The following is a 25,895-nucleotide window of genomic DNA, read 5'->3' on the forward strand; positions in this document are numbered from 1 at the left end:
CGGCGTGAGCTGACACCGCCCACCCGGGCGCACCTGATCCGGAATCCGCTGTGATGCCGGTCGACGGCCCGCCTCAAGCGGTTCCGCCGCTCGGGCGACAGCCGCTAGCCGGCGCTCTTCGCGGCGGCCTTGGCCGCCTTCTTGAAGTCGCGCACCTCGGCGAGGGTTTCCGCGCTTGTGACGTCGGCGATCGACCGGCGAGAGCCTTCCTCGCCGTAGGCGCCCGCCGCCTCGCGCCAGCCTTCCGGAGTCACGCCCAGCTGCTTGCCGAGCAGTGCCACGAAGATCCTGGCCTTCTGGTCGCCGTAGCCCGGCAGCGCCTTGACCCGCCGGAGCACTTCCTTGCCGTCCGGTTTGCCGGACTTCCAGATCCGGTCCGCATTGCCGTCGTAGTGCTCGAGGACGTGGTGCGCCAGTGCGTGGACCCGGCGGGCCATCGATCCGCCATAGCGGTGGATGGCCGGCGGCTGCACGCACAGCTCGACGAACTCCTCGACCGGGGTCTCGGCGATCTTGGTGAGGCTGAACCCGTCCATGCGGTCCGCGATCTTCTTCGGCCCCATGAACGCATGCTCCATCGGGAACTGCTGATCGAGGAGAAGACCGGTGAGCAGCGCGAAGGGGTCGCTGCTGAGCAGCTTGTCGGCCTCGGCGTCGCCGGTGAGGCGCAGCTTCTTGGGCATGGGTCCATCGTCGCACGTGCCGTCGGCGCGGACCTATTCGCGCGAGAGGTCGGCCTGGAGCAGGCGAGGTGACACCGCGAAGCCGTGTCGCGAGTACGCGGCGACGGCCCTGGCGCTCGAGTGCACGGTCACGCGTTCGAGCCCGAGTTCCCGCGCGAGCGTGAGTACCCCGTCGATGAGCCTGCCGCCCACGCCGTTGTCACGCTCGTGCGGCGCGACATAGGCGCACTGCAGGTCGCCGGACGCGCGTTCCAGGGCACGCGGCGTCGGCACGCGGGGCAGGACCGCCAGCCACGCCATGCCCACGACCTCACCCGCGCGCACGGCGACCAGGCAGCGATGGGTGGCGGCGTTCTCCCGCGCCCAGCCCACGAAATGACGGACGAAACCGTCGTAGGTCGTGGTGGGCGTTCCCCGGTTCTCCAGCACCCAGCGCCAGCGAAGGTCGGCGGCGGCGGGCAGGTCGTCGTCCGAAACCGGACGGATGGAGACGGTGTCCATGTCGTTCAGCCTGGCGTGACGACAGCGGGGTGGGGTGCGGACTCGCCGCACCCCACCCGGTCACGGGACGATGTACGAGTGGGTGTCGAGCACCCGGTGGCGCGGCGAGTACAGCGTCACCGTGTCGCCGCCGGTGTTGTTCAGGAACCCGGCGGAAAGGCCGTTGTAGACGGCGTCGGGGCGGTCGGTGCCAGGGCCGGGGTAGACCCGCAGCAGGCTGCCGGGCTGGATCGTGACGCCCTCGCCGATGCGCAGCAGGTTGCTCGCCGCGTCGCGCACGTAGTGCCCGCTCACGTCGACCGGCCGGGCCGTGGTGTTGCGCAGGGTGACGTGCTCGCCGGTTTCCGGCTGCACATCGTCACCGCTCGGGTTCGGGAAGACGTGGTCGACGAGGACGGCGCCGGGTCCGGGGAACGCGTCCTTGCCTGCGCGCACCCGCAGCGCCGTCTCCGGGTAGTTCGTGATCACCCAGTCGTACCGCTGATGCAGGGCCATCTCGATCTGCGCGGGACTGTCCACGGGGTCGCTGAACACCTTGAGCCCGCGCGCGTGTGCCCTGTCGATATCGGCCGCGGTGGTCACGCGCGGGTGGGCGAACACGCCCACCGTCCAGCCCGCGAGCGCGTCGAGCGCGGCGTCGTCGAGCATCTCGCCACCGGTCAGCACCGCCAGCTGCACCTTGGGCGCGACCGCGTGGAACTCTCGCAGTGCGGTCTCGTTGCGCGAGTGGACCTTGACGCGGTAGGCGCCGGAGCGCAGGACCGCACCGTCGGCGAGTCCGGCCGCCCGCAACTCCTCGGCGAGCTTCGCACCGACACCAGGGCTGTTCTGCGGCGCCTTCAGCTCCAGCGTCAGCCCGGCCCGGCCACGATTGAGGTTCAGCAGCTCCCGCACGGTCGGCACGCGCTGGCCCGCGAACCGCGGGTCGAACCACGAACCCGCGTCGAGCCGCTTGATCTCGGCGAGCGTGAAGTCACCGACGAGGCCCTGCGCCCGTTCGGGGAACACGGTCTCCACGTCCGTGGTGCGTGCCAGCGTGTCGTCGTGCACCAGCACGAGCTCGCCGTCGGCCGTGAGCTGCACGTCGCCCTCGAGGACGTCCGTGCCCTCCGCCAGCGCCCGCTGGTAGGAGGCGAGCGTCTCCTCGGGGGCGAGGCCGGGGGAGCCGCGGTGGGCGGCGACGACCGCTTGGCCGTGTTCGCCGGGGCTCGCGGGCGAGGTGGTGCCCGTCTCGACGGGTCTGAGCGTCGTGATCGTGGTGACGGCGGCGGTGGCGAGTACCGCGGCGGCCAGCGGCACACCGAGGCCGCGCAGGCGTCGATTCACGGAAGGGACCTTTCGCTGGGGATCGGAACCGGTCGATCTTCGAACCGGTGGTTTGCGAATCCCCGACTTCGAACCGAAGCGGGCCGGAACAGAGGGTGACGCAGAGTCGCGCTCGGCTGACCCCTCGCGTGCGACGGCGTGTGCCACTACCGTGCTAGAGGAGAGCCGCTGACAGCTCAGCGGCCGGATTTGCTGCGCTTATAGCACATGCGACACCATGATCGGTACGTTTCTGTCGGCATTGTCACATGTGTTTCTGTGTCGTTGCAGGTAGGCGGAGGGTCCGCACCGATCTCGGGCTGAACGGCGTAACGCACTCTGTTACGTTGCTTGAATATGTCCGGAAAGCACTCAATCCGTGCCAACGGCGATAATCAATCGGCGGGCCACGTGGTGATCGAAAAGCCATCGCGAGCTGATGGTGCCGCCCTGTGGCGAATAGCGCGTGATTCACAAAAGCTTGACCTCAACTCGTCGTACACGTACCTGTTGTGGTGCCGCGATTTCGCTGAGACTTCCGTTGTCGCCAGGGTCGATGGAAATACTGTGGGGTTTGTCATCGGCTATCGCAGGCCCGATGCGCCGGACACCGCGTTAGTGTGGCAAGTCGCGGTCGACGACTCCCAGCGCGGCCGCGGCCTGGCAGGAAAGCTGCTCGACGCGCTGTTCAACCGCCTCGTCGACGACGGTGTGCGCTACCTGGACACCACGATCACGCCCGACAACGAAGCGTCGATCCGGCTGTTCAGTTCCTTCGCCAAGCGGTGGAACGCCCCTCTCGAGCGGTCCGAGTTGTTCGCGGCGAGTGATTTTCCCGATGAGCACGAGCCGGAGGACCTGTTCCGCATCGGTCCGCTCGTGCGAGCCCACGACGAGACTGGGCGCTAGAAAGCGAAAACCCAACAATTGTTTTCGCCCGATAAAGCAGGAGACGAAGCAAGGTGAGCATCTTCGAAACGCTCGAATCCGAGGTGCGCAGCTACAGCCGTGGCTGGCCGACCGTGTTCGATCGAGCGCAAGGCAGTTGGCTCTACGCGGAGGACGGCAAAGCGTACCTTGACTTCTTCGCCGGCGCCGGCGCGCTCAACTACGGGCACAACAACCCGGTGCTGAAGAAAGCACTGATCGACTACATTTCGCGCGACGGCGTGACCCATGCGCTCGACATGTTCACCGTTGCCAAGCGCGACTTCCTCGAGGCCCTGAACGAGGTCATCCTCCAGCCGCGCTCGATGGACTACAAGGTCATCTTCCCGGGTCCCGGTGGCGCCAACGCGGTCGAGGCCGCGCTGAAGCTCGCGCGCAAGGTCACGGGCAAGGAATCGGTCATCAACTTCACCAACGCCTTCCACGGGATGACCCTTGGCGCGCTGTCGGTGACCGGTAACTCGATGAAGCGCGGCGGCGCCGGCATCCCGTTGGTCCACGCCACGCCGATGCCGTACGACCGGTACTTCGACGGCGCCTACCCGGACTTCCTCTACTTCGAGCGCCTGCTCGAGGACTCCGGCAGCGGTCTGAACGAGCCCGCCGCCGTGATCGTCGAGACCGTTCAGGGCGAGGGCGGCATCAACGCCGCGCGGCTCGAGTGGCTGCAGGGCCTCTCCGAGCTCTGCAAGCGGCACAACATCCTGCTGATCCTCGACGACGTGCAGATGGGCTGCGGTCGCACGGGCCCGTTCTTCAGCTTCGAGGAGGCCGGGATCGAGCCGGACATGATCTGCCTCTCGAAGTCGATCGGCGGGTACGGCCTTCCGCTCGCGATCACGCTCATCCGGCCCGACCTCGACGTGTGGTCGCCCGGTGAGCACAACGGCACCTTCCGCGGCATCAACCCCGCGTTCGTCACCGCCACGGAGGCGCTGCGCACCTACTGGCGCGACGACGAGCTGGAGAAGTCCACCAAGGCCAAGGGTGAGCGGGTCGGCGCCGTGTTCACCGAGCTGGTGGAGAGCCACCCCGAGGCGAACCTGGTCGCGAAGGGCCGCGGCCTCGCCAGGGGCCTCGAGTTCCCCACCGGCGAGGTGGCGGGCAAGGTCTGCGCGGCGGCCTTCGACCGCGGCCTGCTCATGGAGACGTCCGGTCCCGACGGCGAGGTCGTCAAGCTGCTGCCCGCGCTGACCACCACCGACGCCGAGATCGAGCAGGGCCTGGAGATCATCACGGACTCGGTGAAGTCAGTACTGTCGCGTTGAGTCAGTTTTCCAACCGGAGAAAGGGAGTACGTTTTGATCGTCCGCACACTCGACGAGGTCACCGACACCGACGCCGACATCAAGACGCCGAACTGGCGGAGCAAGCGCATCCTGCTCGCCAAGGACAAGGCCGGCTTCTCGGTGCACGAGACCACGTTGTACGCGGGTACCGTCAACGACTTCTGGTACGCCAACCACATCGAGGCCGTCTTCGTCGTCGAGGGCGAAGGTGAGATCACGAACAAGGCGACCGGCGAGACCCACCAGCTCAAGCCCGGTTCGCTCTACCTGCTGAACGACCACGACAAGCACCAGGTCCGGCCGAAGACCGAGATGCGCACCGTCTGCGTCTTCAACCCGCCGGTGACCGGCCGCGAGGTTCACGACGAAAACGGCGTGTACCCGCTCGTGGTCGAAGAGGACTGACTGACTGCCGCGACTTCGCGATAGGCGTGCCGGGGTCCCCAGCGGCCCCGGCACGCCGCATCGCGAACCCCGAGGGGGCACAGAAAAACAAACAAAAGAGTGGCACTCGTAGGAGGCGAGTAATTTGACTCTCGCAGAGAGCCGGATTGAGGACAGTTATCCAACCCGTGTGGTCGGTGAGGCACAGCTGCTCGAACGGGCTGATCCCACCGTGTGGGGCGCCGAGGGAGACGGGCCGTTCGATGCGGCCGGACTCGCCTCACACGAGGCGAAGGGCTACACGATCATCGAGGGCCTGCTGTCGCCCGCCGAGGTGCAGGGTTACTGGCAGGAACTCGTACGGCTCTCGTCGGACTCCGAACTCAAGGCCGACGAGCGCGTGATCACCGAGAAGAAGTCCGGCGAGGTTCGGTCGATCTTCGAGGTGCACAAGATCAGCGAGCTGATCAGTGAACTGGTGCGCGACCCGCGCATCCTCGACCGGGCCAGGCAGATCCTGGGCTCGGAGGTCTACATCCACCAGAGCCGCGTGAACTACATGCCGGGGTTCAAGGGCTCGGGCTTCTACTGGCACTCCGACTTCGAGACGTGGCACGCCGAGGACGGGATGCCGAAGCCGCGCGCGGTGAGCTGCTCGATCGCGCTCACCGACAACTACCCCTTCAACGGGGGCCTGATGGTCATGCCCGGCTCGCAGCGCACGTTCGTGCAGTGCGTCGGCGCCACGCCGGACGACCACTACAAGGCGTCGCTGAAGGAGCAGGAGATCGGCGTCCCGAGCGAGCACGACATCACCAAGCTCGCCGCCGAGTACGGCATCGACCAGTTCACGGGCCCCGCGGGCTCCGCGCTGTTCTTCGACTCGAACATCATGCACGGCTCGGGCAACAACATCACCCCGTACCCGCGCTCGAACATCTTCCTGGTGTTCAACAGCGTCGAGAACGCGCTGCAGGAGCCGTTCGCGGCCAGCAAGCCCCGGCCGACCTTCATCGGCAGCAGGGACTTCACTCCGGTCACTCGCTGATCCGCGGGTAAGCGATTGGTAACCGGCCGTGCCGGGGTGGTTGTAGCTGCCTCGGCGCGGCCTGTTACCGTGTCGCACACCTCATCGCGTGACCGATGAGGTGATCGTGGCCCCAGTGGCGCGGGTGGCTCCTTGCTCGGGGTGAGTCCGCACCGGTCGGCCACGAAGCGAGTAGGAGTGAGTACGGCCCCGCGCCACCAGATCGGGACTGGTGGCACGGGGTCGTATTCATGTCTGCGGGCCGTTCGAAACCGCTGGTCACGGCGTTGTGGGTGGTACTATATATGGCATGGTGAAGACGACCGTGTATCTGCCCGACGATCTCGAGGTCCGCCTGGACGCCGAGGCGGCGGCTACCGGCGTCAGCAAGGCGGAACTGATCAGGCGCGGTATCGCGCTGCTGCTCGACTCGTCGTCCCGGCCCAAGCAGGCTCGTTCACTTCCCGTGTTCACGAGCGGCCGGCCGAAGACCCCTGACGAGCTGGACGACGCCGTCTACGAACACATCAAGGATCGTTCGACCCGCCGATGATCATCGTTGCCGACACCTCGGCGTTGTACGCGGCGTTCGACGCCTCCCAGCCAGAGCACGCCAAGGCGCTGGCGGTGATGGAGAACGAGACGCTCGCGATCTCTCCGCTGGTGATCACGGAGCTCGATCACCTGGTGCACCGCGACATCGGCTTTCCGGCTGCCATGCAGGTGGTGGAGGCCCTCGCCGCTCGGATGGCCGACGGCCAGTACCGGCTCGCCGAGCTCAAGCACGGTGACCTCACCGTGGCACAGGAGGTCAGGGCCAAGTACGAGGACCTGCGCCTCGACCTGGCAGACGCGGTCGGCGTCGTGCTCGCCCACCGGTACCACACCGATCGCGTGTTCACGCTCGACCAACGCGACTACCGGGCGATGACGCCGTTGACGCCGCGGTTCCGCTCGTTCCGCGTCCTCCCCGCGGACGGCGGATGACGGGCCGCCTCAGTCGAAGAGGCTCGTCTCCGAGTGGATCTCCAGCAGTTCGTACACCGGACGGCCGCGCCGCCCGTCGATCGTCGTCGTCCTGACCACGCGCAGTCGCGCCGTCACCGGACGATCGAGGTTGAGCTTGATCTCGTCCAGCAGGTCCGGCGCCACGGCGCCCTGGATGGTGCTGCCGGTGTCGCGCTCCAGATAGAAGATGCGCCGCCGGGTCCGCACGCCATCGAGCCTGCCGGTCACCGTCTCGTAGCCGACGTCCTCACGCGACTCCCGCAGGCTGCTCTGCAGCACCCGCGCCTGCTCGGTCGTCATGCTCCGCATCAGCTCGTCGCCGCTGGTCGGCGTGAGCGACAGCCCGAGGCTCGACGTCTTCATCACCGCGTTGACGATGTCGCTCACGGCGTTGCGCACGGTGTCGCGCTGCAGCAGCACCGCGTCGAGCGCGCCGTCGTCGGAGCCGTTGGCCGGCAGGAAGTCGCACAGCTCCTTGACCGCCCGCTCCGACAGCGTCTCGATGCCGTCGTTGATGAGCGCGTCGGGCGCGGCCGTCTCCGGGAAACCGAAGAACATCGCGTTGCCCGCCTGCCCGCGCTGGATCAGCGGCGCCTTCTCGCGGTCGGCAGGCTGCACGTAGGTGATCTCGCCCTGCGGGTTGCGTACGATGTGGCCGATCTTGGCCGTCGCGTCCTGCAACGCCTTGCTGATGTCGGAGAAGGTGTACGCGTCGAGCTGGGAGGAGCCGAGCAGCGACACCCGCAGCAGCGGCGAGCGGGACGTGCGCTCGAACTTGGCGTACGCGGCCATCGCCGACGCCCTCGCCAGGTCGTCGAGCCACGTGCCGCCGGGGATGTTCTCGGCGACGCTACGGAAGACGCTCACCAGGTCACCTCCGCGAAGCCCTTGACGATGCCGTCGACGGGTCCGCGTGACCACGTCTGCTCCCACGCCTCCTCGTCGCCGGGGTGACAGAGAAAGCCGTCGAGCAGCCCGCCGACCGGCTGCACCTGCTCCAGGTACATCGCGGGCTGCTCGGCGATCACGCCACGCAGGGTGAGCTGCCCGTACAGTGCCGCACGGGCCGGGCCGCCGAGCCGCTTGAGGCTGCCCCAGTCGTCGGGGATCAGCACGACGTCGACGTCCTGCGGCAACTGCTCGCTGCGCACGGTGATGGTGCCGCCGACCCAGGCCCGCCCCGACGGAATCAGGCGGGTCACGACCCCGAGGTAGCCACTGAGGGCGCTGAAGAGCACCTCGCGCTCGTTGCGGTGCGGGGCGTCCCACACGAACCGCTCGTAGAGGTCGGAGAGATCGGCGGGGTGACGGCCGGGTGGCAAGACGTTGTCCGAGGTCCAATGCGGGAGCGGCATCAACGTTCCTTACCTCGTCCTCGAACGCACCCGGTGACCCACACCCGCCAGGCAGGGGGTGACCGGGTGCAGCGAATTTATCAGCAGCGGGTGAGCGGCGAGTCAGCCGCCTCGCCGGGACTGCCGGTCCTCGCTCGCCGCGGCGTCGTCCTCGTCGGGCCACTCGTTGCGGACGTGCCACGCCCGCCGGGGCGGGAGCGTGCCCTCCTGATGGCCGAGGTCAGGCGGGGGTTCCGAAGCGTCCGGCACCACCGGGGGCAGCGCGCCGACGGTGGGCAGGTGCCGGGTCGCCTCTTCCTCGGCCGGTGGCGGCGCCGCGAGGGGCGGGGAGTGCCGCTCGTACGGGCGTTGCCGCGAAGGGCGCCGGAACAGCAGCGCGGTGAGCCCGGCGCCGAGTGCGAACGAGATCAGCAGCCAAAGCCAGATCTGACCGAACAACCACAGCATCGATCTCCCCCTTCTCACCGCACCGTGATCTCCACCCGCCGGTCGGCGCTGGTGTCCCCGCTCGGACTGAGTGGACGTGTGTCGCCGTAGCCGATGGCCGTGACCCTGGTGTTGGCGATGCCCGACGCGATCAGCCGCTGGGCCACCGCGTCGGCCCGCGCCTGCGACAGCGCCCGCGCGCCGGCGGGGTCTCCGCCGGGCAGGCGTGCGACGTGCCCGCCGACGTCGAAGCGCACATCGGTGGGCGTGGTACCGAGCAGGTCGAGCACGGCGGTCATCGCGCTTTCCCCCTCAGGGGTGAGCACGGCGGTGTCCGGCTGGAACGAGATCGGCTGCGTCGCCAGCAGCCCGTCGAGCTCGGCCTGCAACCGCTGCCGGACATCCTGAGGCACCCCCGGTTTCCGTTTCGTGGTGGGCTCGGCGGCCTCGGCGGTGCGGACCCCCTCCACACCCGCCACCACGCCGACCGCCCATTCGGCCTCGCGGCCGGACACCCCGGACACGGTCCCGTCCCTGCCGTCGAAGCTGACGGAGGCCGCGGACAGCCCGGCGTGGGCGAGTGCGGACCGTGACCGGGCAAGCAGATCCGACTCGATCCCATCGGCCTCGAATCGAGTCGCGAGGAAGGCGAGCACGCCCGTCACCAGCAGCGCGAGCGGAACCAGCCACCGCCGGCCTCCACCACCGGACATGAACCGACTGTAAACGCGCCCTCGCGCAACCGCGAAACTTCAACGCCTGGCCCCTCCGCAGTGAAGGCCACCTTCACTGCGTTCAAAGCAGTGAAGGTGGCCTTCACTGCGGCAGCCGGGCGCTGAGGTGGGCATCTACCTCGTCTTCGCAGGGTGCTTGCGTTCACGAGCCCGTCTGTCGACGACGCCCGAATCTGAGGCCGTTGTGACGCTCGAAAATGAGGCCACCGGTCGGTGTGTCTAGTCTGCCTGGTTCTGTGTTCTGATGCTGGGCAGGCTGTCGATTCCTCGTCCGCGGAGGCGGTAGCTGGCGCCTTTGAGGGTGAGCACGTCGGCGTGGTGGACGATGCGGTCGATCATCGCGGCGGCGACGGCTTGGTCGCCGAAGACGCCGGCCCAGCCAGAGAACGGCAGGTTGCTGGTGAGCACGAGCGAGGCGTGTTCGTATCGGGACGAGACGAGTTGGAAGAACAGGTTCGCGGCGTCTTGCTCGAAGGGCAGGTAGCCGACCTCGTCGACGATGATCAGCCCGTAGCGGCGCAGTTTGGTCAGTTCCTGCGGCAGTCGGCCGGAGCGGTGGGCTTCGGTGAGCCGGGTGACCCAATCGGTCGCGGTCGCGAACAGCACGCGGTGGCCGTGGCGGGCGGCAGCGACGCCGAGTGCGATCGCCAGGTGGGTCTTGCCGGTGCCAGGTGGGCCGAGCAGCACGATGTTGCGTGCCTCGGTCAGGAAGGCGCCTGAGGCCAGCGAGCCGACCTGGGCCCGGATGGCGGGTTGGGCGTCGAAATCGAAGTCCTCGAGGGTCTTGCGGGCGGGGAAGGCGGCCGAGCGGATGCGTTGTTCGGCGCCGGAGGCGTTGCGCGCGGACACTTCCCGTTCGAGCACGGCGGCCAGGTAGTCCTCGTGGGTCCAGCCCGCGTCACGGGCCTGGTCGGCCAGCCGCTGCGCGGTCTCGGTGATCCGCGGTGCCTTGAGTGCGGCGGCGAGGTAGTGGATCTGCTTGACCGACTCCGGGGTGGTCTTGGCAGCCATCACGCGACCTCCCCGCTGAGCCCGAATGCGCGGTCGTAGTCGGCCAGGTCCCGGGTCAGGTCATCCGCGTTGGTGGCGGTGGCGGCGACCCGTGGCTGTCGTGCCTGCTCACGCAGCGCCTGCGCGATCCGCTTGTGAGCCGGGTCGGTGACGGTGGCGCCGCGGGCCCAGACCCGGGCGTGGTCGGCGACCACGCGGCCGTCGAGGCGGGCCCGGACCCGGTCCAGATCCGCGCTCACCTCGACCATCCGCCCGATCGCGGTCGGGTCGACGGAGTAGTCGCTGGCATCGAGGCGGACGTAGTAGTCGCGGCCGAGCCGGACCCGGTGCCGCCAACCCAGCAGCAGCGGAACCGGCGGCAGCGCGAGCATCCGTGCCCTGTCAGCCTCGATCAGGTCGACCGGGCGGGCCTTGATCGTGCGCACGATGCGCGCGTTCGCGCGGCTCAGCCACTGGTCGAACTGGGTGTTGAAGTCGGCTGGTGAGGTGAAGGAACGGCCGGGCATGAACGAAGTCTCAAAGAACCCGTTGCGGCGCTCGACAATGCCCTTGGACTCCGGGTCGTTCGGCGGCAGCTGCACCACCTTCGTGGCCAGCGTGCCAGTGAACGCCGCGACGCCGGCGGCCAGGCGACCACCGCGACCGATGCCCGGCTCGTTGTCCCAGATCAGCCGGCGTGGCACCCGCCCAAGCCGCCCGATCAACTCCCAAGAGCCGAGCAGCAAGTCCTCGGTCCGCCGAGTGGGCAGCATCCGCCCGGTGATGAACCGCGAGTGCGCGGCGACCATGACCAACACCGGCAACAACGCGCTGGACCCATCCTCCAACGGGATCCGCTTGGGCGGGAACCACAGATCGCACTGCGCCGCGTCCCCCGCCTCCCAGACCAGCCGGTCAGCCGGATCAGGGCGGCGATACCCCGGCCGCAACCGGCGCACGTTGTCCCGGAACCACGTGATCGAGCCGGTCCAGCCCACCCGCTCAGCGATCACCGTCGCCGGCATCTCCGGATGCTCCGCCAAGATCGCCCGCACCCTTGCCTCGAACGGCGTGAACGCCGTCGGCACCGGCCTGCGCTCGTACTTCGGCGGCCGGTCCGACGCCACCGCCCGATCGACCGTCGCCCGCCCGATACCCAACTGCCGCGCGACCTGCCGCCGCGGAACACCGTCCGCGACCAGCCGCCGGATCAACGCCCAGTCCTCCACCGAGATCACCCATCCAATCTGTCTGGGTGGCCTCGTTTTCGAGCGTCGCTACGGCCTCGTTTTCGAGCGTCGTCGACACCGTCCAAGACGATCAACCGCGGACGGCGACCAGGGCGCTACACTTCCGCGTCCGTTCGCGTTTCGCCAGGTTGACAGGGGTTCCGCATGTCGCATCACGCTGGTGTCGTCACATTGCCAGCCGACTTCGTCGGGCGACCGGGAAACCTGCCACGCCATTGTTCGCGACACGGTTTGCGTGCCGTCCGGGAGAGGGACTTCGTCCTCCAGTCAAAGGTGAAGATCGAGGGAAATCGGTTCACTCAAGTGGGTCGCCGGGGTGTTCTCGGGATGGCGGAACGGCTCGATCAGCATGGGAAAAAGGTACGAACCACCGACGTCAAGGGCTGGCCGCTCTGCCGGAAGTGCGTCCGTACCAGGGCACTCTGGCTGGCTGCCGCCTCCGCCTTGTTCTTCGGCGGCCTGGCGGCTTTCGCGGGCTCGCTGATCGTGAGCGCGATCGCCGATGGCATGCCGTGGCTGGCCGGCGTGGCCGTCGCTGGATTCGTGCTGATGCCACTTGCCGCGGTCCCGTTCGTGTTGGGGAGCCTGCCCCGGCTGACCAGGGCGCAGACCTCGCCCGATGGCGCCTCAGTGGTGATTGAGAACCCCAGCCCGGCCTTCACGGCCGAACTGCCGTCGACCCGTTGACCGGTTCGAGTCGGCGTGGTGGCTCGCCGCCGCATGGCCCCTCCGCAGTGAAGGCCACCATGCCTGCGTTCAACGCAGGCATGGTGGCCTTCACCGCGGCGGCCGGGTGCTGAGGGCTGGGGGCTAGTTCTCCGCGGGTTCGATCAGGGTCGTGGCGGCGGGGCGTTCGACCAGCGGGGTCAGGCGCGGGCGCTTGGGGGTGATGCCGTCGCCCATCGACTCCCCGCGCAGGTGCCTGCGGATCCACGGCAGCAGGTGCACCCTGGTCCATTCGAGGTCGGAGCGGCGCAGCGTGAGCCAGTTCGGGTGCCCGTCGGTCTCCGGCCACGGCTCGCGCCAGTCGGCCGGGGTCGGCACCCCGAGCGCCTCGGCGGTCCGCAGCGCGATCCTCCGGTGGCCCTCTGGCGTGAAGTGCAGGCGGTCGTCGCTCCACGCGCGGACGTCGTGCAGCGCGTCCATCGCCCACAGGTCGACGACCTTCGCGCCGTGCCGCTCCGCGATGGCCCACAGGTGCGCGTTGTAGATGGCGACCTTGCCGCGCAGGATGCTCATCACCGACATGCGCTTGGTGTCGGGGCCCGTGAAGATCACCACCTCTATGCCGGCCCCGCGCAGCGCGCCGATGCCCTCCTCGAAGGCGGCCGCGACGGCGTCGACGTCGGCGCCGGGCACGATGATGTCGTTGCCGCCCGCACAGACCGTGACCAGGTCGGGGCGGGTCTCCAGCGCGATCGGCAGCTGTTCGCTCATGATCTCGGCGAGCAGCTTGCCCCTGATGGCGAGGTTGGCGTAGGCGAACTCGGGGCGTCCGCCGGCGAGGATCTCGGCGAGGCGATCGGCCCATCCTCGGAAGCTGCCATCCGGCAAGGGGTCGTTGAGCCCCTCCGTGAAGCTGTCTCCGATGGCGACGTAGCTGTTGTATCCGGTCACGAGGTCTCCCTCCGACAACGCCCTGTGAACCCCTTCTGCTGTCGATCAACAACCGGACGCCCGCCCGCAGTCCCACCTACGAGTGCCCGGCGGTTTGATCGGACGTCATAGTTTCTTCCTTCGTCGGCCACTTACGCAGCCGTATTACAAGATCGTGCTCAGGCGTGTGGCGAAGGTAACCTGCAAAGGGTGACCTAACTTCGCGAATGAGGCAGGCTGGACACGTGACTGACACCCCGACCGAACCCGCTCCCGCCCGCGAGTCGCTCGCGAGCCTGCTGGGCGGGCGCAAGGGTGCGATCGACGCGAGCCTGCCACCCGTCGCGTTCGTGGCGGGCTGGCTCGCCACCGGCTCGTCCATCGGCTGGGGCGCGCTGACCGCGATCGTGGTGAGTGTCGCGGTGGGCGCGTTCCGCCTGGTGCGCGGGGACAAGGCCCGCGCCGTGGTGGTGAGCCTCGCCGCGGTGGTCGCCGCCGCGCTCATCGCGCTGCACACCGGGAGGGCCGAGGACTTCTTCCTCATCCAGCTGCTGTCCAATGTGGCCAGCGCGCTGCTGTGGGCGGCGAGCATCGTGGTGCGGTGGCCGCTGCTCGGCGTCGTCGTGGGCTTCGCACTCGGGCAGAAGACCAGGTGGCGCAAGGATCCGGCGCTGCTGAAGGCCTACTCGCGGGCGAGCTGGATCTGGGTGTTCCTGCAGTACACGCTGCGGGTGCTCGTGTACGGCTCGCTGTGGTGGGCCGGCGAGGTGGTGGCGCTGGGCGTCGCACGCACGGTGCTGTCGTGGCCGTTGGTGGCCGTGACGGTCGCGGTGAGTGGCTGGGTGTTGTACCGGACGCTGCCGGAGAACCACCCTGGGCTGCGGCACCCTCGGCCGCGGTAGCGAGGGCCCCCGGCGAGGGGGAGGTCCGGGGGCCCCGTTGCCTACGGTACCCGTTTCGGACGCGGTGCGTGTTCGCCGAAAACGTCCAGCGCCGCGAGCCACGCCGCGCCGAGCACGCCGTCGGTGTCACTGCGCACGTCGAGCCCGGTGAGCCCTTCGCGCACGGCGGCTCCGACCGGGCCGTTCGCGGCGAGAACACTGCCGACGAGCACCACCGGCGTGCGCTCGCCCGGCTCCCTCGCCGCGAGGGCGAGCTCGACGAGGTGGGCCGCGGCCCTGCCGACGATCTCGTCGGCGACGGGATCGGTACCGGCGGCCTCGCTCACCAGCGGCGCGAAGCGGGCAAGGCGCACCGGCAGCTCGGCGTTGGCCGCGGTGATGAGCCGGTGGTGCGCCTTCGGCTCGTCCTGCTCGACGCCGGTCTCGGCCAGCACGGCCCTCACGAGCGGCCCGGCCTCGCCGCCCCTGGTCAGCACGTCGAGCGCGGCCCGCACGGCCTCCCTGCCGATCCAGTACCCGGAGCCCTCGTCGCCGAGCAGCCAGCCGTAGCCGCCCGCCACCGACACCATGCGCCGCTTGCGGATGCGGCCCGCGATCGAGCCGGTTCCCGCGACCAGCACCGTGCCGTCCGGGTCCTCGGTCGCCGACGCGAACGCGGCCTCAGCGTCGGACACCACGCGCGGGGTCACGCCGAAGCCCGCACCTCGCCACGCCCGGTCGAACACGTCGGCGACGGCGGGATCGGTCAGCTTGCTCGCTCCGGCCATGCCGATCACGAACGCACTCGGCTCCGAGGGGCCGAGACCGCCGAGCGCGGCCGTCACGGCCCCCGCGATGGCGGCGGCGGCCTGCTCGGGCGGGTGCGAGTTGGGGTTGGCGCCGCCCGCCCTGCCCGTGCCGAGCACGGTGCCGTCGGCGCCGAGCGCCAGCGCGCGGGTCGCCGTGCCGCCCGCGTCCACGCCCACCACGTACCTCACCGGGTCTTCGTCACCTTCCGCAGTCCGCGCGGGTTGTCCGGGTCGCCGCCCCTCGCGAGCGAGAGGCCCAGCGCGAGCCGCTGCACCGGCAGCACCTCCAGGACGGGCGCCACCTCCTCCGCCGTCTCGGGGACGTCGATGTGCAGCGCACCCGGCATGTCCGAGGCCGCCGAGCCCACGGTCAGCACGTCGGCGCCCCGCTCGGCGACGGCGCCGAGGACCTCGCCCATCGCGGCGCCGCCCCTGCCCTTGCTCGTCACCGCGAGCACCGCGGTCTCCTCGTCGACGGCGGCCACCGGCCCGTGCAGCAGGTCGGCGCCGCTGTAGGCGCGGGTTGCCAGGTAGCTCGTCTCGGCGAGCTTGAGCGACGCCTCCAGCGCCGTGGCGTAGGAGTAGCCGCGCGCGGCGGCGAGCACCCGGCCGGCGAACCGGTACCGGTCCACGGCGCGGCCGATCCCGGCCCGCGACCCGTCCAGTGTCCGCCTCGCCAGCTCGCCGATGTCGCGGACGTCCTCGCCGCTCCCGCCGCGCACGGCATCGATGAGCAGGTACAACGCGAGCAGGGTCGCCGTGTAGGTCTTGGTGGCGGCCACCGCGTGCTCCTCGCCTGCGCGCACGTCGACGGCCAGCTCGGCGGCCGAGAACAGTCGCGACGAGGGCGTGTTGCTCACGGCCACGGTCAGCGCGCCCTGTTTGCGCGCCGACTCGGTGACCTCCAGCAGGTCGGGGGAGCCGCCGCTCTGGCTCACCGAGATCAGCAGCACGTCGCGCAGGTCGGGCCTGGCGCCGTAGAGGGTGGTCGCCGACGGCGACACGAGCCCGGCGGGCAGCCCGAGCAGTACCTCGATGAGGTATTTCGCGTACAACGCCGCGTGGTCACTCGAACCACGGGCCGCGAGCAAGGCGAACCTGGGCGGGCTGGCGGCGATCGCGCGGGCGACCTCGGCGATGTCGCCCCGGTGCTCGACGAGCCCGGCGAGGATGTCGGGTTGCTCATCGATCTCGGCCGTCATATTCCGGCCGGGTTTGCCCTCTATCACGATGGTCCTCTCGTCACCCGTCGAGGTCTAGACCAATAGTAGACGGGTCCATCGGCGGGTGCGCAGGGTAGTTTTGCAAGTGAGGTGTGAGGCAGTGAGGCGTTCCGGTAAGGAGTCGGTCATGTTGGAGACGGTTTCCGGGGGTTCGTCGGGTTCGGTATCCGGCACACGTGGCCAGCGCGAGCCGAAGTACTGGGCGCTCAAACAGCATCTGCTCGATCTGCTCGAGGCGCTACCCGCGGGTTCACCCATTCCCACCGAGCGGGCGCTCGCCGGTGACTTCAGCGTGTCGAGGACGACGGTCCGCCAGGCGCTCGCCGACCTGACGGCCGAGGGCAGGCTGCACCGCGTCCAGGGAAAGGGGACGTTCGCCGCAGAGCCGAAGGTCGCGCAGCGGCTCCAGCTGTCCTCCTATACCGAGGACATGCGGGCGCAGGGCCGTGAGCCCTCGTCCAAGCTGCTGGAGATCGACGAGATCGTCGCGGAGGGTGAGCTGCCGAAGCTGCTCGGCATCCGCACCGGCGCGAAGGTGCTGAAGCTCAAGCGGCTGCGGCTCGCCGACGGGGAGCCGATGGCGCTGGAGACGACCCACCTGCCGCTCGCGCGGTTCCGCGGCCTGCGCAAACAGATCACGGAGGGCGGCTCCCTCTACGCTGCGTTGCGCGAACGCTACGGAGTGGTGCTCGACCGGGCCGAGGAGACCATCGAGACCTCGCTCGCCGGGCCGCAGGAGGCCGAGCTGCTCGGTGCCGATGTCGGAATGCCGGTGCTGCTGCTCTCCCGGCATTCGTTCGCGGGCGACAAACCGGTGGAGTTCGTGCGTTCCATTTACCGGGGCGACCGCTACAAGTTCGTCACCACGCTGAGCAGGCCCTGATTTTTGATCGTTTTCCGGCCGGCGGGTTGATGAGATCCGCCGCTGGGTACGCGTAGGCCTTGGCGGTTTTCGGCGCGGTGCGGTGATCTTCGGAGTCTACCGTCAAGTCGGCGTGAGATTCTGAGCGTCCATTGTGGACGATTCCGTGTCCGTGCTCACTCTTGGCAACGCCGGGAGCATCTCCGGCGATGAATACGTTGAGGGTTCTGGAGACGGCGAGTCCGCGCGAGCGATCGGAATCATGACTGAGGAGAAGAAGAAAGAAGCGCAAGAGGAATCGGAGAAGTCCGGCCTCAAACCCGCACAGGTGATCGCGGCCGCCCTGGCCGCGATCACCGCGGCGTTCCTGGGGTCGTCGCTGGGTGTGGCAGGGACCGTGCTGGGCGCCGGTGTGGTCAGCATCGTGACCACCGTGGGCAGCGAGCTCTACCTGCGCTCGCTGAAGACCACGAAGGAAGCGACGAAAAAGGCCAAGGCGATGGCCGCGGCGATCACCGACGCGCGCGGCTGGCAGACCAAGGTGCAGCAGCGCACGGCGGTGGCCGACCAGCCCACGGTGCCCACCGCCCGGATGCCGGTGCCCGGCGACGAGCGGACGAGGTATCTGCCGAGGCCGGACGAGACCAAGACGGTGTTCCTCCCCAAACCGGGTGAGGAGGGCGAGACTGCCTCGGCCGAGGAGCGGCGGGCCTGGTGGAAGCGCCGCTGGCCGCTGCTGCTCGGCACGAGCGTCGCGGCGTTCGTGATCGGCATGTTCGTGGTGACCGGCTTCGAGCTGGCCACCGGCAGCTCCCTGTCCGGCGACGGGCGCAGCACGGTGAGTGAGCTGGTCGGCAACACCTCGGGCCAGTCGGAGCACCGGGAGCAGCAGCCCGGTCAGCAGCCGACCACCGAGCAGCAGGCGCCGACGAACTCGACCGAGCCGACCGAGGAGAGCGCCCCCACGCAGGAGAGCGCCCCCAGCTCGACCGAGGAGCAGCAACCCGCGCCGACGGAGTCCTCGCCGAGCAGCGGCTCCTCCGAGCCGACACCGACGCAGGAGCAGCTGCCCCTGCCTGGCGATCTGCCCGGCGAACAGGGAGAACAGGGCAGCGGCGGGGCCGAGCTCACGCCACAGGCGGTGCCGTGAGGCCGTTGCGCAGCTCGGCGGCCGCGGCCCGCGGGTCGTCGGCCTCGGTGATGGCCCTGACCACCACGGCCCGGTCCGCTCCCGCCGCCAGCACCTCGGGCAGCCTGCCCAGGTCGATGCCGCCGATGGCGAACCACGGACGGTCCGTGTCGATGCCGCTCGACACGGACCGCACCAGGTCGAGCCCGGGAGCCTCGCGGCCGGGCTTGGTCGGCGTCGGCCAGCACGGGCCGACGCAGAAGTAGTCGACGCCGGGCTCCGCCGCTGCCGCCCGCGCCTGCTCGGCCGAATGCGTCGAGCGGCCGATCACCACGTCGTCTCCGAGCACGCGGCGCGCGACCGTCACCGGCAGGTCGTCCTGCCCGAGGTGCAGCACGTCCGCGCCCGCGGCGAGCGCGACGTCTGCCCTGTCGTTCACCGACAGCAACGCACCGTGCTCCGCACACGCCTCCGCGAGCACCTCCAGCGCGGCCAGCTCGTGCCTCGCCTCCAGCGGAGCCCCGCCGGTCTTGTCACGCAGCTGGATGATGTCGACCCCGCCCGCGAGCGCCGCACGGGCGAACTCGGCGAGGTCGCCGCGCGTGAGGCGGGCGTCGGTGCACAGGTACAGGCGGGCGTCCGCGAGGCGCTGGCGGATCTGATCACCGTTGAGGCCGGGCATGGCGTCACCGTAGTACGGCCCTGTACGGTGGGGGACGTCCGCACGGGAGCCCGAGGCACGGGCTGAGAGGGAGTCGCCGCTCCGACCGTGGAACCTGATCCGGATCATGCCGGCGCAGGGAGCGTGATTCTGATGACCAGCAAGCCCCACCTCGCGATCGTTGGTGCCGGCGTGATCGGCCTGGCCGTCGCGTGGCGTGCCGCTGCCGCCGGACACCGCGTGACGGTGTTCGACCCCGACCCCGCCCGCGGTGCCTCCTGGGTGGCGGGCGGGATGCTCGCGCCGGTCACCGAGGCATGGCCCGGCGAGGAGGACGTGCTCGAGCTGGGCGAGGAGTCGCTACGGCGGTGGCCCGCCTTCGCCGCCGCGCTGGCCGCCGATGGCTTCGACCCGGGGCTCTCGTACGCGGGCACGGTCGTCGCCGCGTTCGACCACGCCGACTCCGAGCAGCTGCGGATCCTCGGCGAGTACCTGCGTGACCTGGGCCGGGAGGCCACGTACGTGACCGGCCGCGAGCTGCGCCGCACCGAGAGCGGCCTTTCCGGTGCGGTCCGCGGCGGGCTGGTGGTGCCCGGCGACCTCGCCGTCGACAACCGCAGGCTGCTCGACGCGCTGCTCGGCGCGGCGCGGCGGCACGGCGCCGAGCTCGTGACCGAGGCGGCCGAGGACGTCACCGGCCGGACGGTGCGCACGGCCTCAGGCGAGCGCCGCTTCGACGCCGTGGTGCTCGCGGCCGGGGCGTGGAGCGGCAGGCTCGCCCCCGAGCTGGCCGGGCACGTCCGCCCGTTGAAGGGCGAGATCCTGCGCCTGCGGGCCCGGCGGACCACACTGCCGCCGCCGGAGCGCACGGTCCGCGCGTTCGTCGAGGGCAGGCCCGTCTACCTCGTGCCCCGCGCCAACGGCGAGCTGGTGCTTGGCGCGACGCAGTACGAGGCCGGGTTCGATCTGGCCCCCACCGCGCGCGGCGTGCGCGAGCTGCTGGAGGGCGCCGAACGGATCTTTCCGGCCGTCGCCGAGTACGAGCTCACCGAGACCAGGGCGGGGCTGCGGTCCGCGAGCGCCGACAACCTGCCCTACCTGGGCGAACTCGACTCCGGGGTGCTCGCGGCGACCGGCCACCACCGCAACGGGCTGCTGCTCGCGCCCGTCACCGCCGACGCGGTGCTCGCCCTGCTCGCGGAGGCGCCCCCGCCGCCGGGAGCCGCGGCAGCACACCCCGACCGGATCCGCAGCGAGGAACGAGTCTGATGCACATCCACATCAATGACGAGGAGCGGGAGTTCCCCGACGGCAGCACGGTGGCCGACCTGCTGGCCGCGCTGGGCACGCCGCGTCAGGGCGTCGCGGTGGCGCTCGACGGCGAGGTCGTGCGCAGGGCGAACTGGGCCGAGGTCGTCGTGCCGGACGGCGCACGGCTGGAGATCCTCACGGCCGTGCAGGGAGGGTAGAGATGATCGACGAAGGCGATCACCTGGTGATCGGTGACCACAAGCTCACGTCGCGGCTCATCATCGGCACCGGCGGGGCGGCGAACCTCAGCGTGCTGGAGCGGGCGCTCGTGGCCTCCGGCACCGAGCTGACCACGGTCGCGATGCGGCGGGCCGACGCCGAGGGCGGCTCCGGTGTGCTGGAGCTGCTGCGGCGGCTGGGCATCACGCTGCTGCCCAACACGGCGGGCTGCCGCAGCGCGGCCGAGGCGGTGCTGACGGCGCGGCTCGCGCGCGAGGCGCTGGAGACCGACCTCGTCAAGCTCGAGGTGCACGCCGACGACCGCACGCTGCTGCCCGACCCCGTCGAGACACTGGACGCCGCCGAGCAGCTCGTCGCCGACGGCTTCACGGTGTTCGTCTACACCAACGACGACCCCGTGCTGGCCCTGCGCCTCGAGGAGGCCGGCTGCGCTGCCGTGATGCCGCTGGGCGCGCCGATCGGCACCGGGCTCGGCATCCGCAACCCGCACAACATCGAGCTGATCGTGGCCCGCGCGAACGTGCCGATCATCCTCGACGCCGGGATCGGCACGGCCTCGGACGCGACGCTCGCGATGGAGCTCGGCTGCGACGCGGTGCTGCTCTCCACCGCCGTCACCCGGGCGCAGGACCCCGAACGGATGGCCTGCGCGATGCGCTCGGCCGTCACCGCGGGCAGGCTGGCCCGTGCGGCAGGCCGCATCCCGCAGCGGTTCTGGGCGCAGGCGTCGAGCCCGCCACGCTGACGGGTTCACGCGCAGCCGTACCTGCCGCAACGTATGGTGAACCGCAATTTCCGGCGCGCGCGTACCCGAAGGAGCGTTAGGTGACCACGTCGTCGCAAGACGTCCCCGGCAGGTTGTTCCTCGCCATCGGCAGGCTCTCGCGCTCACTGCGGCAGGCGGGCTCGCCGGGGCCCGGCCACGGTGCCATCTCGGCACTGGCCACGCTCAGTGCCTACGGCCAGCTGCGGCTGGGCGACCTCGCGGCGAAGGAGGGCGTGGCAGCGGCGACGATGTCGCGCATCGTCGCCGCGCTCGTCGAGTCAGGCTACGTACGCAGGGAGTCGGACCCGGTCGACCGCCGCGCCTGGCTGGCGACGGTGACCGAGGAGGGTGAGCGTGCGCTCTCCGGGGTGCGCTCGACCCGCATCCACGAGCTGAGCACGCGCATCGACCGGCTCTCCCCGCAGCACCGCGAGGCCCTCGCCGCCGCGCTGCCCGCACTGGAAGCCCTCCTCACCGAGGAGGACTGAGCGGCGACGGGCGGCGGCACTGAGCGGCGTCACCCAGCCGCAGTGAAGGCCACCTTCACTGCGTTGAACGCAGTGAAGGTGGCCTTCACTACAGTCAGGCGACCCAAGGCAGTCACGCGGCCTAGGCAGTCGAGGGTTCCGGCTAGCTCGGGTCGGGTTGGCGCTCGCGGAGGTGCGCCACCTCGGCGCGCAGGGCCCTCAGCTCGGCGAGGATCTCCGCGCTCACGGCGGCCTGCTCGGCGGCGTGCCTGTCTTCCTCTTCGCGGATCTCGTCGCGCAGCTGGTCCTCCATCGCGCTCACCACCACGGCGATGAACAGGTTCAGCACCGCGAAGCTGGACACGAGGATGTAGACGACGAAGAAGATCCACGCCATCGGCGCCTGTTCCATCACGCGCTCGGCGATGTCCGGCCACGCCTCGCCGGTCATCACCTGGAACAGCGTGAACAGCGACGTGCCGAGATCGCTGAAGTCCTCGGGCGCGATGGCGCCGAAGAGTTTGGTGGCCATCACCCCGGCCACGAAGATGATCAGGCCGAGCAGCGCGGCGATCGACGCCATGCCCGGCACCGCGGCCAGCAGGCCCGCCACGACCTTGCGCATCGACGGCACCAGCGACACCAGCCGCAGCACCCGCAGGATGCGCAGCGCCCGCAGCACCGCGAACGGTCCCGTGGCCGGGACCAGTGCGATGCCGACCACCACGACGTCGAAGATGTTCCACGCGTCGCGGAAGAAGTCCCTGCGGTAGACGTAGAACTTGGCGAGCAGCTCCACCACGAAGATCGCGAGCGCAACGTAGTCGAGCGAGTGCAGCAGCGTGCCGTAGCCGGCGAGGATGCTCCGCGAGGTCTCCAGTGCGAGCGTGCCCGCGTTGAAGATGATCACCGCGATGATGAAGTTCTGGAACCTCTTGTCCTCGACGATCCGCCGCACCCGCTCGCGCATACTCACGCGGGCGATCCTAGGCAAAAGGATCAGGCGCCAGCCGCCAGAACGCGGAAACCGGGCCCACCTTGGCGCCCATGGGATACGAGTGCTCGACGGCGTTGCTGACGAACCACTTGCCGAACCGCGCCGCCTCGGCCACCTCCATGCCCCGCGCGAGCCCCGCGGTGAACGCCGACGCCATCGCGTCACCGGCTCCGTGGGTGTGCGGGGTCGCGAAGCGCGGGCCGGGTAGCTCGGTGAACGTCTCGCCGTCGTAGAGCACGTCGACGCATTCCGGGTCCTCGACCAGGTGGCCGCTTTTGACCAGCACGTACCGGGGGCCGAGCCCGTGCAGCGCGACGGCCGCCTCGCGCATGCGCTCGCGGTCGGTGACCTCGATGCCGGTGAGCAGGCGCACCTCGTCGAGGTTCGGCGTCACCACGGTCGCGCGCGGCAGCAGTTCCTGTCGCAGCGCGGCGAGCCCGGCGTCGTCGAACAGCGGGTGGCCGTGCATCGACGCCGCCACCGGGTCGACCACGAACGGCACCTCGGCGTCCCGCCCGACGCCCGCCTTGTCGCACGCCCGCGCGACCGCGTGGATGATCTCGGCGGACGCCAGCATCCCGGTCTTGGCCGCCTGCAACCCCATGTCGTCGGCGACGGCCTCGATCTGCGCCGCGACGATGCGCGCGGGGACGTCCGTGCGGTCGTGCACGCCGAGCGTGTTCTGGACGGTCACGGCGGTGACGGCCACCAGGCCGTGCACGCCGCAGGTCAGGAACGTCCTCAGGTCGGCCTGCAGCCCCGCGGCGCCTCCGGAGTCGGATCCGGCGATGGTCAGCACGGCGGGCGGTCGGGCTTGGCTCATGACCTCCAGTGTCGCTCACCCCGCCTGCTCACCCCCGAAGGCCCGCGCCACGGCGAGGCTGTCCTCGTAGATGTGCTGACGGGTCACCAGGCCGTGCTCGACCGTGAGATGCAGCGCGAACCGGGCCCGGTAGGCCACCCCGGTGGGCCGTGCGGTCTGGCGGATCTCGCCGAGCACCACGGCATCGTCGCCGTCGACGAGCACGCGCTCGATTCGCGTGTCCACGGCCTCGGGCACGTGGTGCGCGCCCAGCTCGCCGTAGTGGGCGGCGATACCGGCGCGGGTGGAGCGGTGCCGGATCCACGGCGTCGCGGGCCGCCCGTGCTCGGTCTCCGGCCAGCTCAGCTTCCAGTCGCAGTCCTCGGCGTACAGCTCGGCGATGCGCGCTGGGTCGCCACCGGCGATGCGGGTCAGCAGCTCGGTCACCACGTCCCGCGTGGTCATGATCGGCATGACGTCGATCCTGGCGCCGCCAGCGGATTCTGGCGATTACCCCGCGGGTAACGGCTCAGCGGCACAGCTCGTGCAGGTCGCCGTCTCTGCCGACGCACGGCGTGTAACCGGCGTCGCGCAGCTCGGCGCGCGCGGTGCCGCTGCGCAGGTAGTCGAGGAACGTCCGCAGGACCGTGCCCTCGGCGGGAACGCCCTTCGTGTAGAGGTACTCGATCGTCCAAAAAGGATAGCCCTGCGAGACGGTGCTCGCGTCGGGGTAGGCGCCGTCCAGCTCCACGATCTCGATCGGCTGCCCGTCGGCCCGCGCTTCGTTGGCCGAGGGGAGGTCGACGTAGCCGATCGCCCCTCCCGTCGCCGCGATCTCGCCCACCACCTCGGCCTCGGTGCCGCGCTCGCAGCGGATCGTCGGCGCGGGCGCGCCCCGGTCGGCCCGCTCGCAGGAGTCCGACGTGAGCCCGCCCTCCGACGCGCCCAGCACCGTGCGCTCGAACGTCTGCCGGGACCCGGACTCCTGGCCACGCCCGACGATGCGGATCGGCAGCGACGGTCCCGGGCGCACCTCGTTCCAGTCGCGGTAGCGGCCCGAGTAGATCCCGGCGAGCTGCTCCCTCGTCAGTGTCTCGACGCCGACGGAGTCGTTGACCACCACGGTGTAGACGATCACCGCCACCGGGTGCGGCACCAGCTCGTCGGTCGCGACGCCGGTCTCGCCGTCCGAGAGCGCGGCGAGCTCGTCGCTCTCGTCGGCGTCGGCGTCGGCGAGCATCCGCACCCCGTTGATGCTGCCCGTCGCGACGGCGCTCACCTCGGCGCCACCGCACGCGTGGGTGTAGCCCTGCGCGATGCCGGCGGCGATGGGGGAGAACGCGCTGGAGCCCACGATCCGCAGCGCGCCGTCGGCGCAGGTGAGCCCTGGCTCGGTCTCGGACCGCGACGCGCCGGCGATGAGGGTCGCGATGAGCGCGCCGGTGAGCAGCATGCCGAGCGTGGCCGCCACGCGCGGCCACGTGGCCTTGCGCTGCGTGCGCTCGTCGAGGATCCGTCCGCCCGAGACGTGCCCCGAGCACTGGACGGCCTTGGTGAGCGGGCCCTTGCGGTTGTGGTCCGGCTCGCGCAGGACCACGACGAGCTTGAACTTCTCCTTGCGCACCAGCTTCAGGTCCTTCAGCCGCACGCCGTCCCACTGCGGGGCCTGAGCCGGTGGTGCGGGCTCCCGCTGCTCGGGCGGCTTTCGCCACCACGCCAGCAGCTTCTGGCGGAGCGTGGTGCGCACCGCGTCGAGGGAGTTGTGCTGCTCCGCCTCGCCGTTCGACTCGGTGGTGCTGAAGAACTCCAGTCCGTCGGTGAGCTGCTTGCGGTGGGTCTCCACGGAGGGCTCGGAGATCCGCGCGTTCCAGATCACCCTGCCGCCGAAGGTGAACTCCAGCGGATTGCCGTCGAAGTCGTCCTTGGTGATGTCGTCGATGCCGGTGTTGCGCACGCGGATCACCACGATGCTCATGCGGTCGAGCAGTTCCGCGATGGGTTCGAGCTCGGCGTCGGCGTGTTTGACGGTGTTGTCGGCGTCCTTGAGGTCGACGGGGCTGAGGCCGAGCTTCGAGTTGTACTGGACGCGGTAGTACAGGCGTTTGCGCCGGATGACGTACCGGTCGGCGAACGGCGCCACGACGGCGAGCAGCGCCGCGATCCCGAGTACGAGGCTGCCCTGGTTGGAGAGGAGCAGCTCGGCCATCGACTCCAACCTCTGTCCGAGGCTCATTCCCGGCGCTCACTCCTCGGCTCGCTGTGGATCAACAAGCCTAGGAGCGGATCAGGCCGGCGTGGCCGGGAAAACCCA

At 70.1% G+C, this 25,895-nt stretch carries 31 protein-coding genes and 1 riboswitch; of the genes, 14 read left to right on the forward strand and 17 right to left on the reverse strand.

Annotation, left to right across the window (positions count from 1 at the left end; genetic code table 11):
- Window positions 1-104 precede the first annotated feature (104 nt).
- The 3 genes from BA062_RS33750 to BA062_RS33760 are packed head-to-tail and all read right to left on the reverse strand — an operon-like array spanning window position 105 to window position 2,510.
- Complete coding sequence (locus BA062_RS33750) at window positions 105-683, reverse strand: HhH-GPD-type base excision DNA repair protein (protein ID WP_110343198.1); 579 nt, start codon at window positions 681-683, stop codon at window positions 105-107.
- 33 nt (window positions 684-716) lie between these two features.
- Window positions 717-1,184, reverse strand: coding sequence for a GNAT family N-acetyltransferase (locus BA062_RS33755; RefSeq protein WP_110343199.1), 468 nt, complete (start codon window positions 1,182-1,184; stop codon window positions 717-719).
- A gap of 60 nt (window positions 1,185-1,244) precedes the next feature.
- Window positions 1,245-2,510, reverse strand: a complete 1,266-nt coding sequence (locus BA062_RS33760; RefSeq protein WP_146240122.1) for a glycerophosphodiester phosphodiesterase family protein — start codon at window positions 2,508-2,510, stop codon at window positions 1,245-1,247.
- A gap of 336 nt (window positions 2,511-2,846) precedes the next feature.
- Between BA062_RS33760 and ectA the strand changes: the two genes are divergently transcribed.
- The 6 genes from ectA (at window position 2,847) to BA062_RS33790 (ending at window position 7,124) form a co-directional block, all read left to right on the forward strand.
- Window positions 2,847-3,398, forward strand: a complete 552-nt coding sequence (gene ectA, locus BA062_RS33765) for a diaminobutyrate acetyltransferase (RefSeq protein ID WP_110343201.1) — start codon at window positions 2,847-2,849, stop codon at window positions 3,396-3,398.
- A 53-nt stretch (window positions 3,399-3,451) separates the two neighbouring features.
- Window positions 3,452-4,705 carry a diaminobutyrate--2-oxoglutarate transaminase gene (gene ectB, locus BA062_RS33770; protein WP_110343202.1) on the forward strand — a complete coding sequence of 418 codons (1,254 nt, stop codon included), beginning with the start codon at window positions 3,452-3,454 and terminating at the stop codon, window positions 4,703-4,705.
- A 33-nt stretch (window positions 4,706-4,738) separates the two neighbouring features.
- The gene (locus tag BA062_RS33775) at window positions 4,739-5,131 is read left to right on the forward strand and encodes an ectoine synthase (protein WP_110343203.1); all 393 of its coding nucleotides are present in this window, start codon (window positions 4,739-4,741) and stop codon (window positions 5,129-5,131) included.
- Window positions 5,132-5,255: 124 nt separating this feature from the next.
- Complete coding sequence (gene thpD / locus BA062_RS33780; RefSeq protein ID WP_110343204.1) at window positions 5,256-6,158, forward strand: ectoine hydroxylase; 903 nt, start codon at window positions 5,256-5,258, stop codon at window positions 6,156-6,158.
- A 289-nt stretch (window positions 6,159-6,447) separates the two neighbouring features.
- The gene (locus BA062_RS33785) at window positions 6,448-6,690 is read left to right on the forward strand and encodes a ribbon-helix-helix domain-containing protein (protein WP_110343205.1); all 243 of its coding nucleotides are present in this window, start codon (window positions 6,448-6,450) and stop codon (window positions 6,688-6,690) included.
- Entirely contained in the window at window positions 6,687-7,124 is a 438-nt protein-coding gene (locus BA062_RS33790) for a type II toxin-antitoxin system VapC family toxin (RefSeq protein ID WP_110343206.1), read from the forward strand. The genes BA062_RS33785 and BA062_RS33790 overlap by 4 nt, the downstream gene beginning before the upstream one ends.
- 9 nt (window positions 7,125-7,133) lie before the next feature.
- On the opposite strand, the gene BA062_RS33795 is transcribed toward BA062_RS33790, so the two are convergent.
- From BA062_RS33795 to istA, 6 genes are all read right to left on the reverse strand, one after another.
- Window positions 7,134-8,012 (reverse strand): hypothetical protein, encoded by an 879-nt coding sequence (locus BA062_RS33795; protein ID WP_391358475.1) that lies wholly within the window; start codon window positions 8,010-8,012, stop codon window positions 7,134-7,136.
- Window positions 8,009-8,500, reverse strand: coding sequence for a DUF6932 family protein (locus BA062_RS33800; protein ID WP_110343207.1), 492 nt, complete (start codon window positions 8,498-8,500; stop codon window positions 8,009-8,011). The genes BA062_RS33795 and BA062_RS33800 overlap by 4 nt, the downstream gene beginning before the upstream one ends.
- Window positions 8,501-8,602: 102 nt before the next feature.
- Window positions 8,603-8,947 (reverse strand): hypothetical protein, encoded by a 345-nt coding sequence (locus BA062_RS33805; protein WP_110343208.1) that lies wholly within the window; start codon window positions 8,945-8,947, stop codon window positions 8,603-8,605.
- Between the two features lie 14 nt (window positions 8,948-8,961).
- Window positions 8,962-9,639, reverse strand: a complete 678-nt coding sequence (locus BA062_RS33810; protein ID WP_110343209.1) for an OmpA family protein — start codon at window positions 9,637-9,639, stop codon at window positions 8,962-8,964.
- A 240-nt stretch (window positions 9,640-9,879) separates the two neighbouring features.
- Window positions 9,880-10,671: an IS21-like element helper ATPase IstB gene (gene istB, locus BA062_RS33815; protein WP_110339647.1), complete on the reverse strand. Its 792-nt coding sequence runs from the start codon at window positions 10,669-10,671 to the stop codon at window positions 9,880-9,882.
- Window positions 10,671-11,888 carry an IS21 family transposase gene (istA, locus tag BA062_RS33820; RefSeq protein ID WP_210406951.1) on the reverse strand — a complete coding sequence of 406 codons (1,218 nt, stop codon included), beginning with the start codon at window positions 11,886-11,888 and terminating at the stop codon, window positions 10,671-10,673. The genes istB and istA overlap by 1 nt, the downstream gene beginning before the upstream one ends.
- 339 nt (window positions 11,889-12,227) lie before the next feature.
- Between istA and BA062_RS33825 the strand changes: the two genes are divergently transcribed.
- Entirely contained in the window at window positions 12,228-12,587 is a 360-nt protein-coding gene (locus BA062_RS33825; RefSeq protein WP_245960138.1) for a hypothetical protein, read from the forward strand.
- Between the two features lie 123 nt (window positions 12,588-12,710).
- On the opposite strand, the gene BA062_RS33830 is transcribed toward BA062_RS33825, so the two are convergent.
- On the reverse strand, window positions 12,711-13,517 hold the full coding sequence (locus BA062_RS33830; RefSeq protein ID WP_110343211.1) for an SGNH/GDSL hydrolase family protein: 807 nt from the start codon (window positions 13,515-13,517) through the stop codon (window positions 12,711-12,713).
- A 224-nt stretch (window positions 13,518-13,741) separates the two neighbouring features.
- Here BA062_RS33830 and BA062_RS33835 point away from each other — a divergent pair, with 224 nt between their 5' ends.
- Entirely contained in the window at window positions 13,742-14,398 is a 657-nt protein-coding gene (locus tag BA062_RS33835) for a DUF3159 domain-containing protein (protein ID WP_245960139.1), read from the forward strand.
- A 41-nt stretch (window positions 14,399-14,439) separates the two neighbouring features.
- On the opposite strand, the gene BA062_RS33840 is transcribed toward BA062_RS33835, so the two are convergent.
- Complete coding sequence (locus BA062_RS33840; protein ID WP_110343213.1) at window positions 14,440-15,375, reverse strand: N-acetylglucosamine kinase; 936 nt, start codon at window positions 15,373-15,375, stop codon at window positions 14,440-14,442.
- Window positions 15,372-16,388, reverse strand: coding sequence for an SIS domain-containing protein (locus BA062_RS33845; RefSeq protein ID WP_168214172.1), 1,017 nt, complete (start codon window positions 16,386-16,388; stop codon window positions 15,372-15,374). The genes BA062_RS33840 and BA062_RS33845 overlap by 4 nt, the downstream gene beginning before the upstream one ends.
- Window positions 16,389-16,536: 148 nt before the next feature.
- Here BA062_RS33845 and BA062_RS33850 point away from each other — a divergent pair, with 148 nt between their 5' ends.
- Together BA062_RS33850 and BA062_RS33855 are read left to right on the forward strand one after the other, a co-directional pair.
- Window positions 16,537-17,292, forward strand: coding sequence for a GntR family transcriptional regulator (locus BA062_RS33850; RefSeq protein ID WP_110343215.1), 756 nt, complete (start codon window positions 16,537-16,539; stop codon window positions 17,290-17,292).
- 241 nt (window positions 17,293-17,533) lie between these two features.
- A complete protein-coding gene (locus tag BA062_RS33855) occupies window positions 17,534-18,421 on the forward strand; it encodes a hypothetical protein (protein WP_210407075.1) in 888 nt (295 codons plus the stop codon).
- On the opposite strand, the gene thiE is transcribed toward BA062_RS33855, so the two are convergent.
- Window positions 18,399-19,082 carry a thiamine phosphate synthase gene (gene thiE / locus BA062_RS33860; RefSeq protein WP_110343216.1) on the reverse strand — a complete coding sequence of 228 codons (684 nt, stop codon included), beginning with the start codon at window positions 19,080-19,082 and terminating at the stop codon, window positions 18,399-18,401. The genes BA062_RS33855 and thiE overlap by 23 nt on opposite strands.
- Before the next feature lie 32 nt (window positions 19,083-19,114).
- Window positions 19,115-19,220: riboswitch (TPP riboswitch) on the forward strand.
- Here thiE and thiO point away from each other — a divergent pair.
- From thiO to BA062_RS33880, 4 genes are all read left to right on the forward strand, one after another.
- Entirely contained in the window at window positions 19,215-20,330 is a 1,116-nt protein-coding gene (gene thiO / locus BA062_RS33865) for a glycine oxidase ThiO (RefSeq protein ID WP_110343319.1), read from the forward strand. Its footprint overlaps the riboswitch before it by 6 nt.
- Window positions 20,330-20,530, forward strand: a complete 201-nt coding sequence (gene thiS / locus BA062_RS33870; RefSeq protein ID WP_110343217.1) for a sulfur carrier protein ThiS — start codon at window positions 20,330-20,332, stop codon at window positions 20,528-20,530. The genes thiO and thiS overlap by 1 nt, the downstream gene beginning before the upstream one ends.
- A gap of 2 nt (window positions 20,531-20,532) precedes the next feature.
- Entirely contained in the window at window positions 20,533-21,297 is a 765-nt protein-coding gene (gene thiG / locus BA062_RS33875; protein WP_110343218.1) for a thiazole synthase, read from the forward strand.
- An 80-nt stretch (window positions 21,298-21,377) separates the two neighbouring features.
- Complete coding sequence (locus BA062_RS33880) at window positions 21,378-21,806, forward strand: MarR family winged helix-turn-helix transcriptional regulator (RefSeq protein WP_110343219.1); 429 nt, start codon at window positions 21,378-21,380, stop codon at window positions 21,804-21,806.
- Between the two features lie 142 nt (window positions 21,807-21,948).
- On the opposite strand, the gene BA062_RS33885 is transcribed toward BA062_RS33880, so the two are convergent.
- The 4 genes from BA062_RS33885 to BA062_RS33900 are packed head-to-tail and all read right to left on the reverse strand — an operon-like array spanning window position 21,949 to window position 25,790.
- Window positions 21,949-22,761, reverse strand: coding sequence for an ion transporter (locus tag BA062_RS33885; RefSeq protein ID WP_110343220.1), 813 nt, complete (start codon window positions 22,759-22,761; stop codon window positions 21,949-21,951).
- Window positions 22,762-22,771: 10 nt separating this feature from the next.
- On the reverse strand, window positions 22,772-23,605 hold the full coding sequence (thiD, locus tag BA062_RS33890; protein WP_110343221.1) for a bifunctional hydroxymethylpyrimidine kinase/phosphomethylpyrimidine kinase: 834 nt from the start codon (window positions 23,603-23,605) through the stop codon (window positions 22,772-22,774).
- A 15-nt stretch (window positions 23,606-23,620) separates the two neighbouring features.
- Window positions 23,621-24,058 carry a nuclear transport factor 2 family protein gene (locus tag BA062_RS33895; RefSeq protein WP_210407076.1) on the reverse strand — a complete coding sequence of 146 codons (438 nt, stop codon included), beginning with the start codon at window positions 24,056-24,058 and terminating at the stop codon, window positions 23,621-23,623.
- A gap of 55 nt (window positions 24,059-24,113) precedes the next feature.
- Complete coding sequence (locus BA062_RS33900) at window positions 24,114-25,790, reverse strand: substrate-binding domain-containing protein (protein ID WP_245960140.1); 1,677 nt, start codon at window positions 25,788-25,790, stop codon at window positions 24,114-24,116.
- Window positions 25,791-25,895: the final 105 nt, after the last annotated feature.

It is taken from the genome of Prauserella flavalba (assembly GCF_003202235.1).
Lineage (GTDB): Bacteria > Actinomycetota > Actinomycetes > Mycobacteriales > Pseudonocardiaceae > Prauserella_A > Prauserella_A flavalba.

Excerpts from the sequence above, each read along its gene's own strand:
- istB (WP_110339647.1), bottom strand. The coding sequence starts at position 10,671 with ATGGCTGCCAAGACCACCCCGGAGTCGGTCAAGCAGATCCACTACCTC.
- thiS (WP_110343217.1), top strand. The coding sequence starts at position 20,330 with ATGCACATCCACATCAATGACGAGGAGCGGGAGTTCCCCGACGGCAGC.
- BA062_RS33850 (WP_110343215.1), top strand. The coding sequence starts at position 16,537 with ATGTTGGAGACGGTTTCCGGGGGTTCGTCGGGTTCGGTATCCGGCACA.
- BA062_RS33790 (WP_110343206.1), top strand. The coding sequence starts at position 6,687 with ATGATCATCGTTGCCGACACCTCGGCGTTGTACGCGGCGTTCGACGCC.
- BA062_RS33825 (WP_245960138.1), top strand. The coding sequence starts at position 12,228 with ATGGCGGAACGGCTCGATCAGCATGGGAAAAAGGTACGAACCACCGAC.
- BA062_RS33750 (WP_110343198.1), bottom strand. The coding sequence starts at position 683 with ATGCCCAAGAAGCTGCGCCTCACCGGCGACGCCGAGGCCGACAAGCTG.
- thiE (WP_110343216.1), bottom strand. The coding sequence starts at position 19,082 with ATGCCCGGCCTCAACGGTGATCAGATCCGCCAGCGCCTCGCGGACGCC.
- BA062_RS33895 (WP_210407076.1), bottom strand. The coding sequence starts at position 24,058 with ATGCCGATCATGACCACGCGGGACGTGGTGACCGAGCTGCTGACCCGC.
- BA062_RS33800 (WP_110343207.1), bottom strand. The coding sequence starts at position 8,500 with ATGCCGCTCCCGCATTGGACCTCGGACAACGTCTTGCCACCCGGCCGT.
- BA062_RS33855 (WP_210407075.1), top strand. The coding sequence starts at position 17,534 with ATGACTGAGGAGAAGAAGAAAGAAGCGCAAGAGGAATCGGAGAAGTCC.
- BA062_RS33810 (WP_110343209.1), bottom strand. The coding sequence starts at position 9,639 with ATGTCCGGTGGTGGAGGCCGGCGGTGGCTGGTTCCGCTCGCGCTGCTG.
- thiD (WP_110343221.1), bottom strand. The coding sequence starts at position 23,605 with ATGAGCCAAGCCCGACCGCCCGCCGTGCTGACCATCGCCGGATCCGAC.
- thiO (WP_110343319.1), top strand. The coding sequence starts at position 19,215 with ATGACCAGCAAGCCCCACCTCGCGATCGTTGGTGCCGGCGTGATCGGC.
- thiG (WP_110343218.1), top strand. The coding sequence starts at position 20,533 with ATGATCGACGAAGGCGATCACCTGGTGATCGGTGACCACAAGCTCACG.
- BA062_RS33785 (WP_110343205.1), top strand. The coding sequence starts at position 6,448 with ATGGTGAAGACGACCGTGTATCTGCCCGACGATCTCGAGGTCCGCCTG.
- BA062_RS33845 (WP_168214172.1), bottom strand. The coding sequence starts at position 16,388 with ATGACGGCCGAGATCGATGAGCAACCCGACATCCTCGCCGGGCTCGTC.
- BA062_RS33805 (WP_110343208.1), bottom strand. The coding sequence starts at position 8,947 with ATGCTGTGGTTGTTCGGTCAGATCTGGCTTTGGCTGCTGATCTCGTTC.
- BA062_RS33755 (WP_110343199.1), bottom strand. The coding sequence starts at position 1,184 with ATGGACACCGTCTCCATCCGTCCGGTTTCGGACGACGACCTGCCCGCC.
- ectA (WP_110343201.1), top strand. The coding sequence starts at position 2,847 with ATGTCCGGAAAGCACTCAATCCGTGCCAACGGCGATAATCAATCGGCG.
- BA062_RS33900 (WP_245960140.1), bottom strand. The coding sequence starts at position 25,790 with ATGGCCGAGCTGCTCCTCTCCAACCAGGGCAGCCTCGTACTCGGGATC.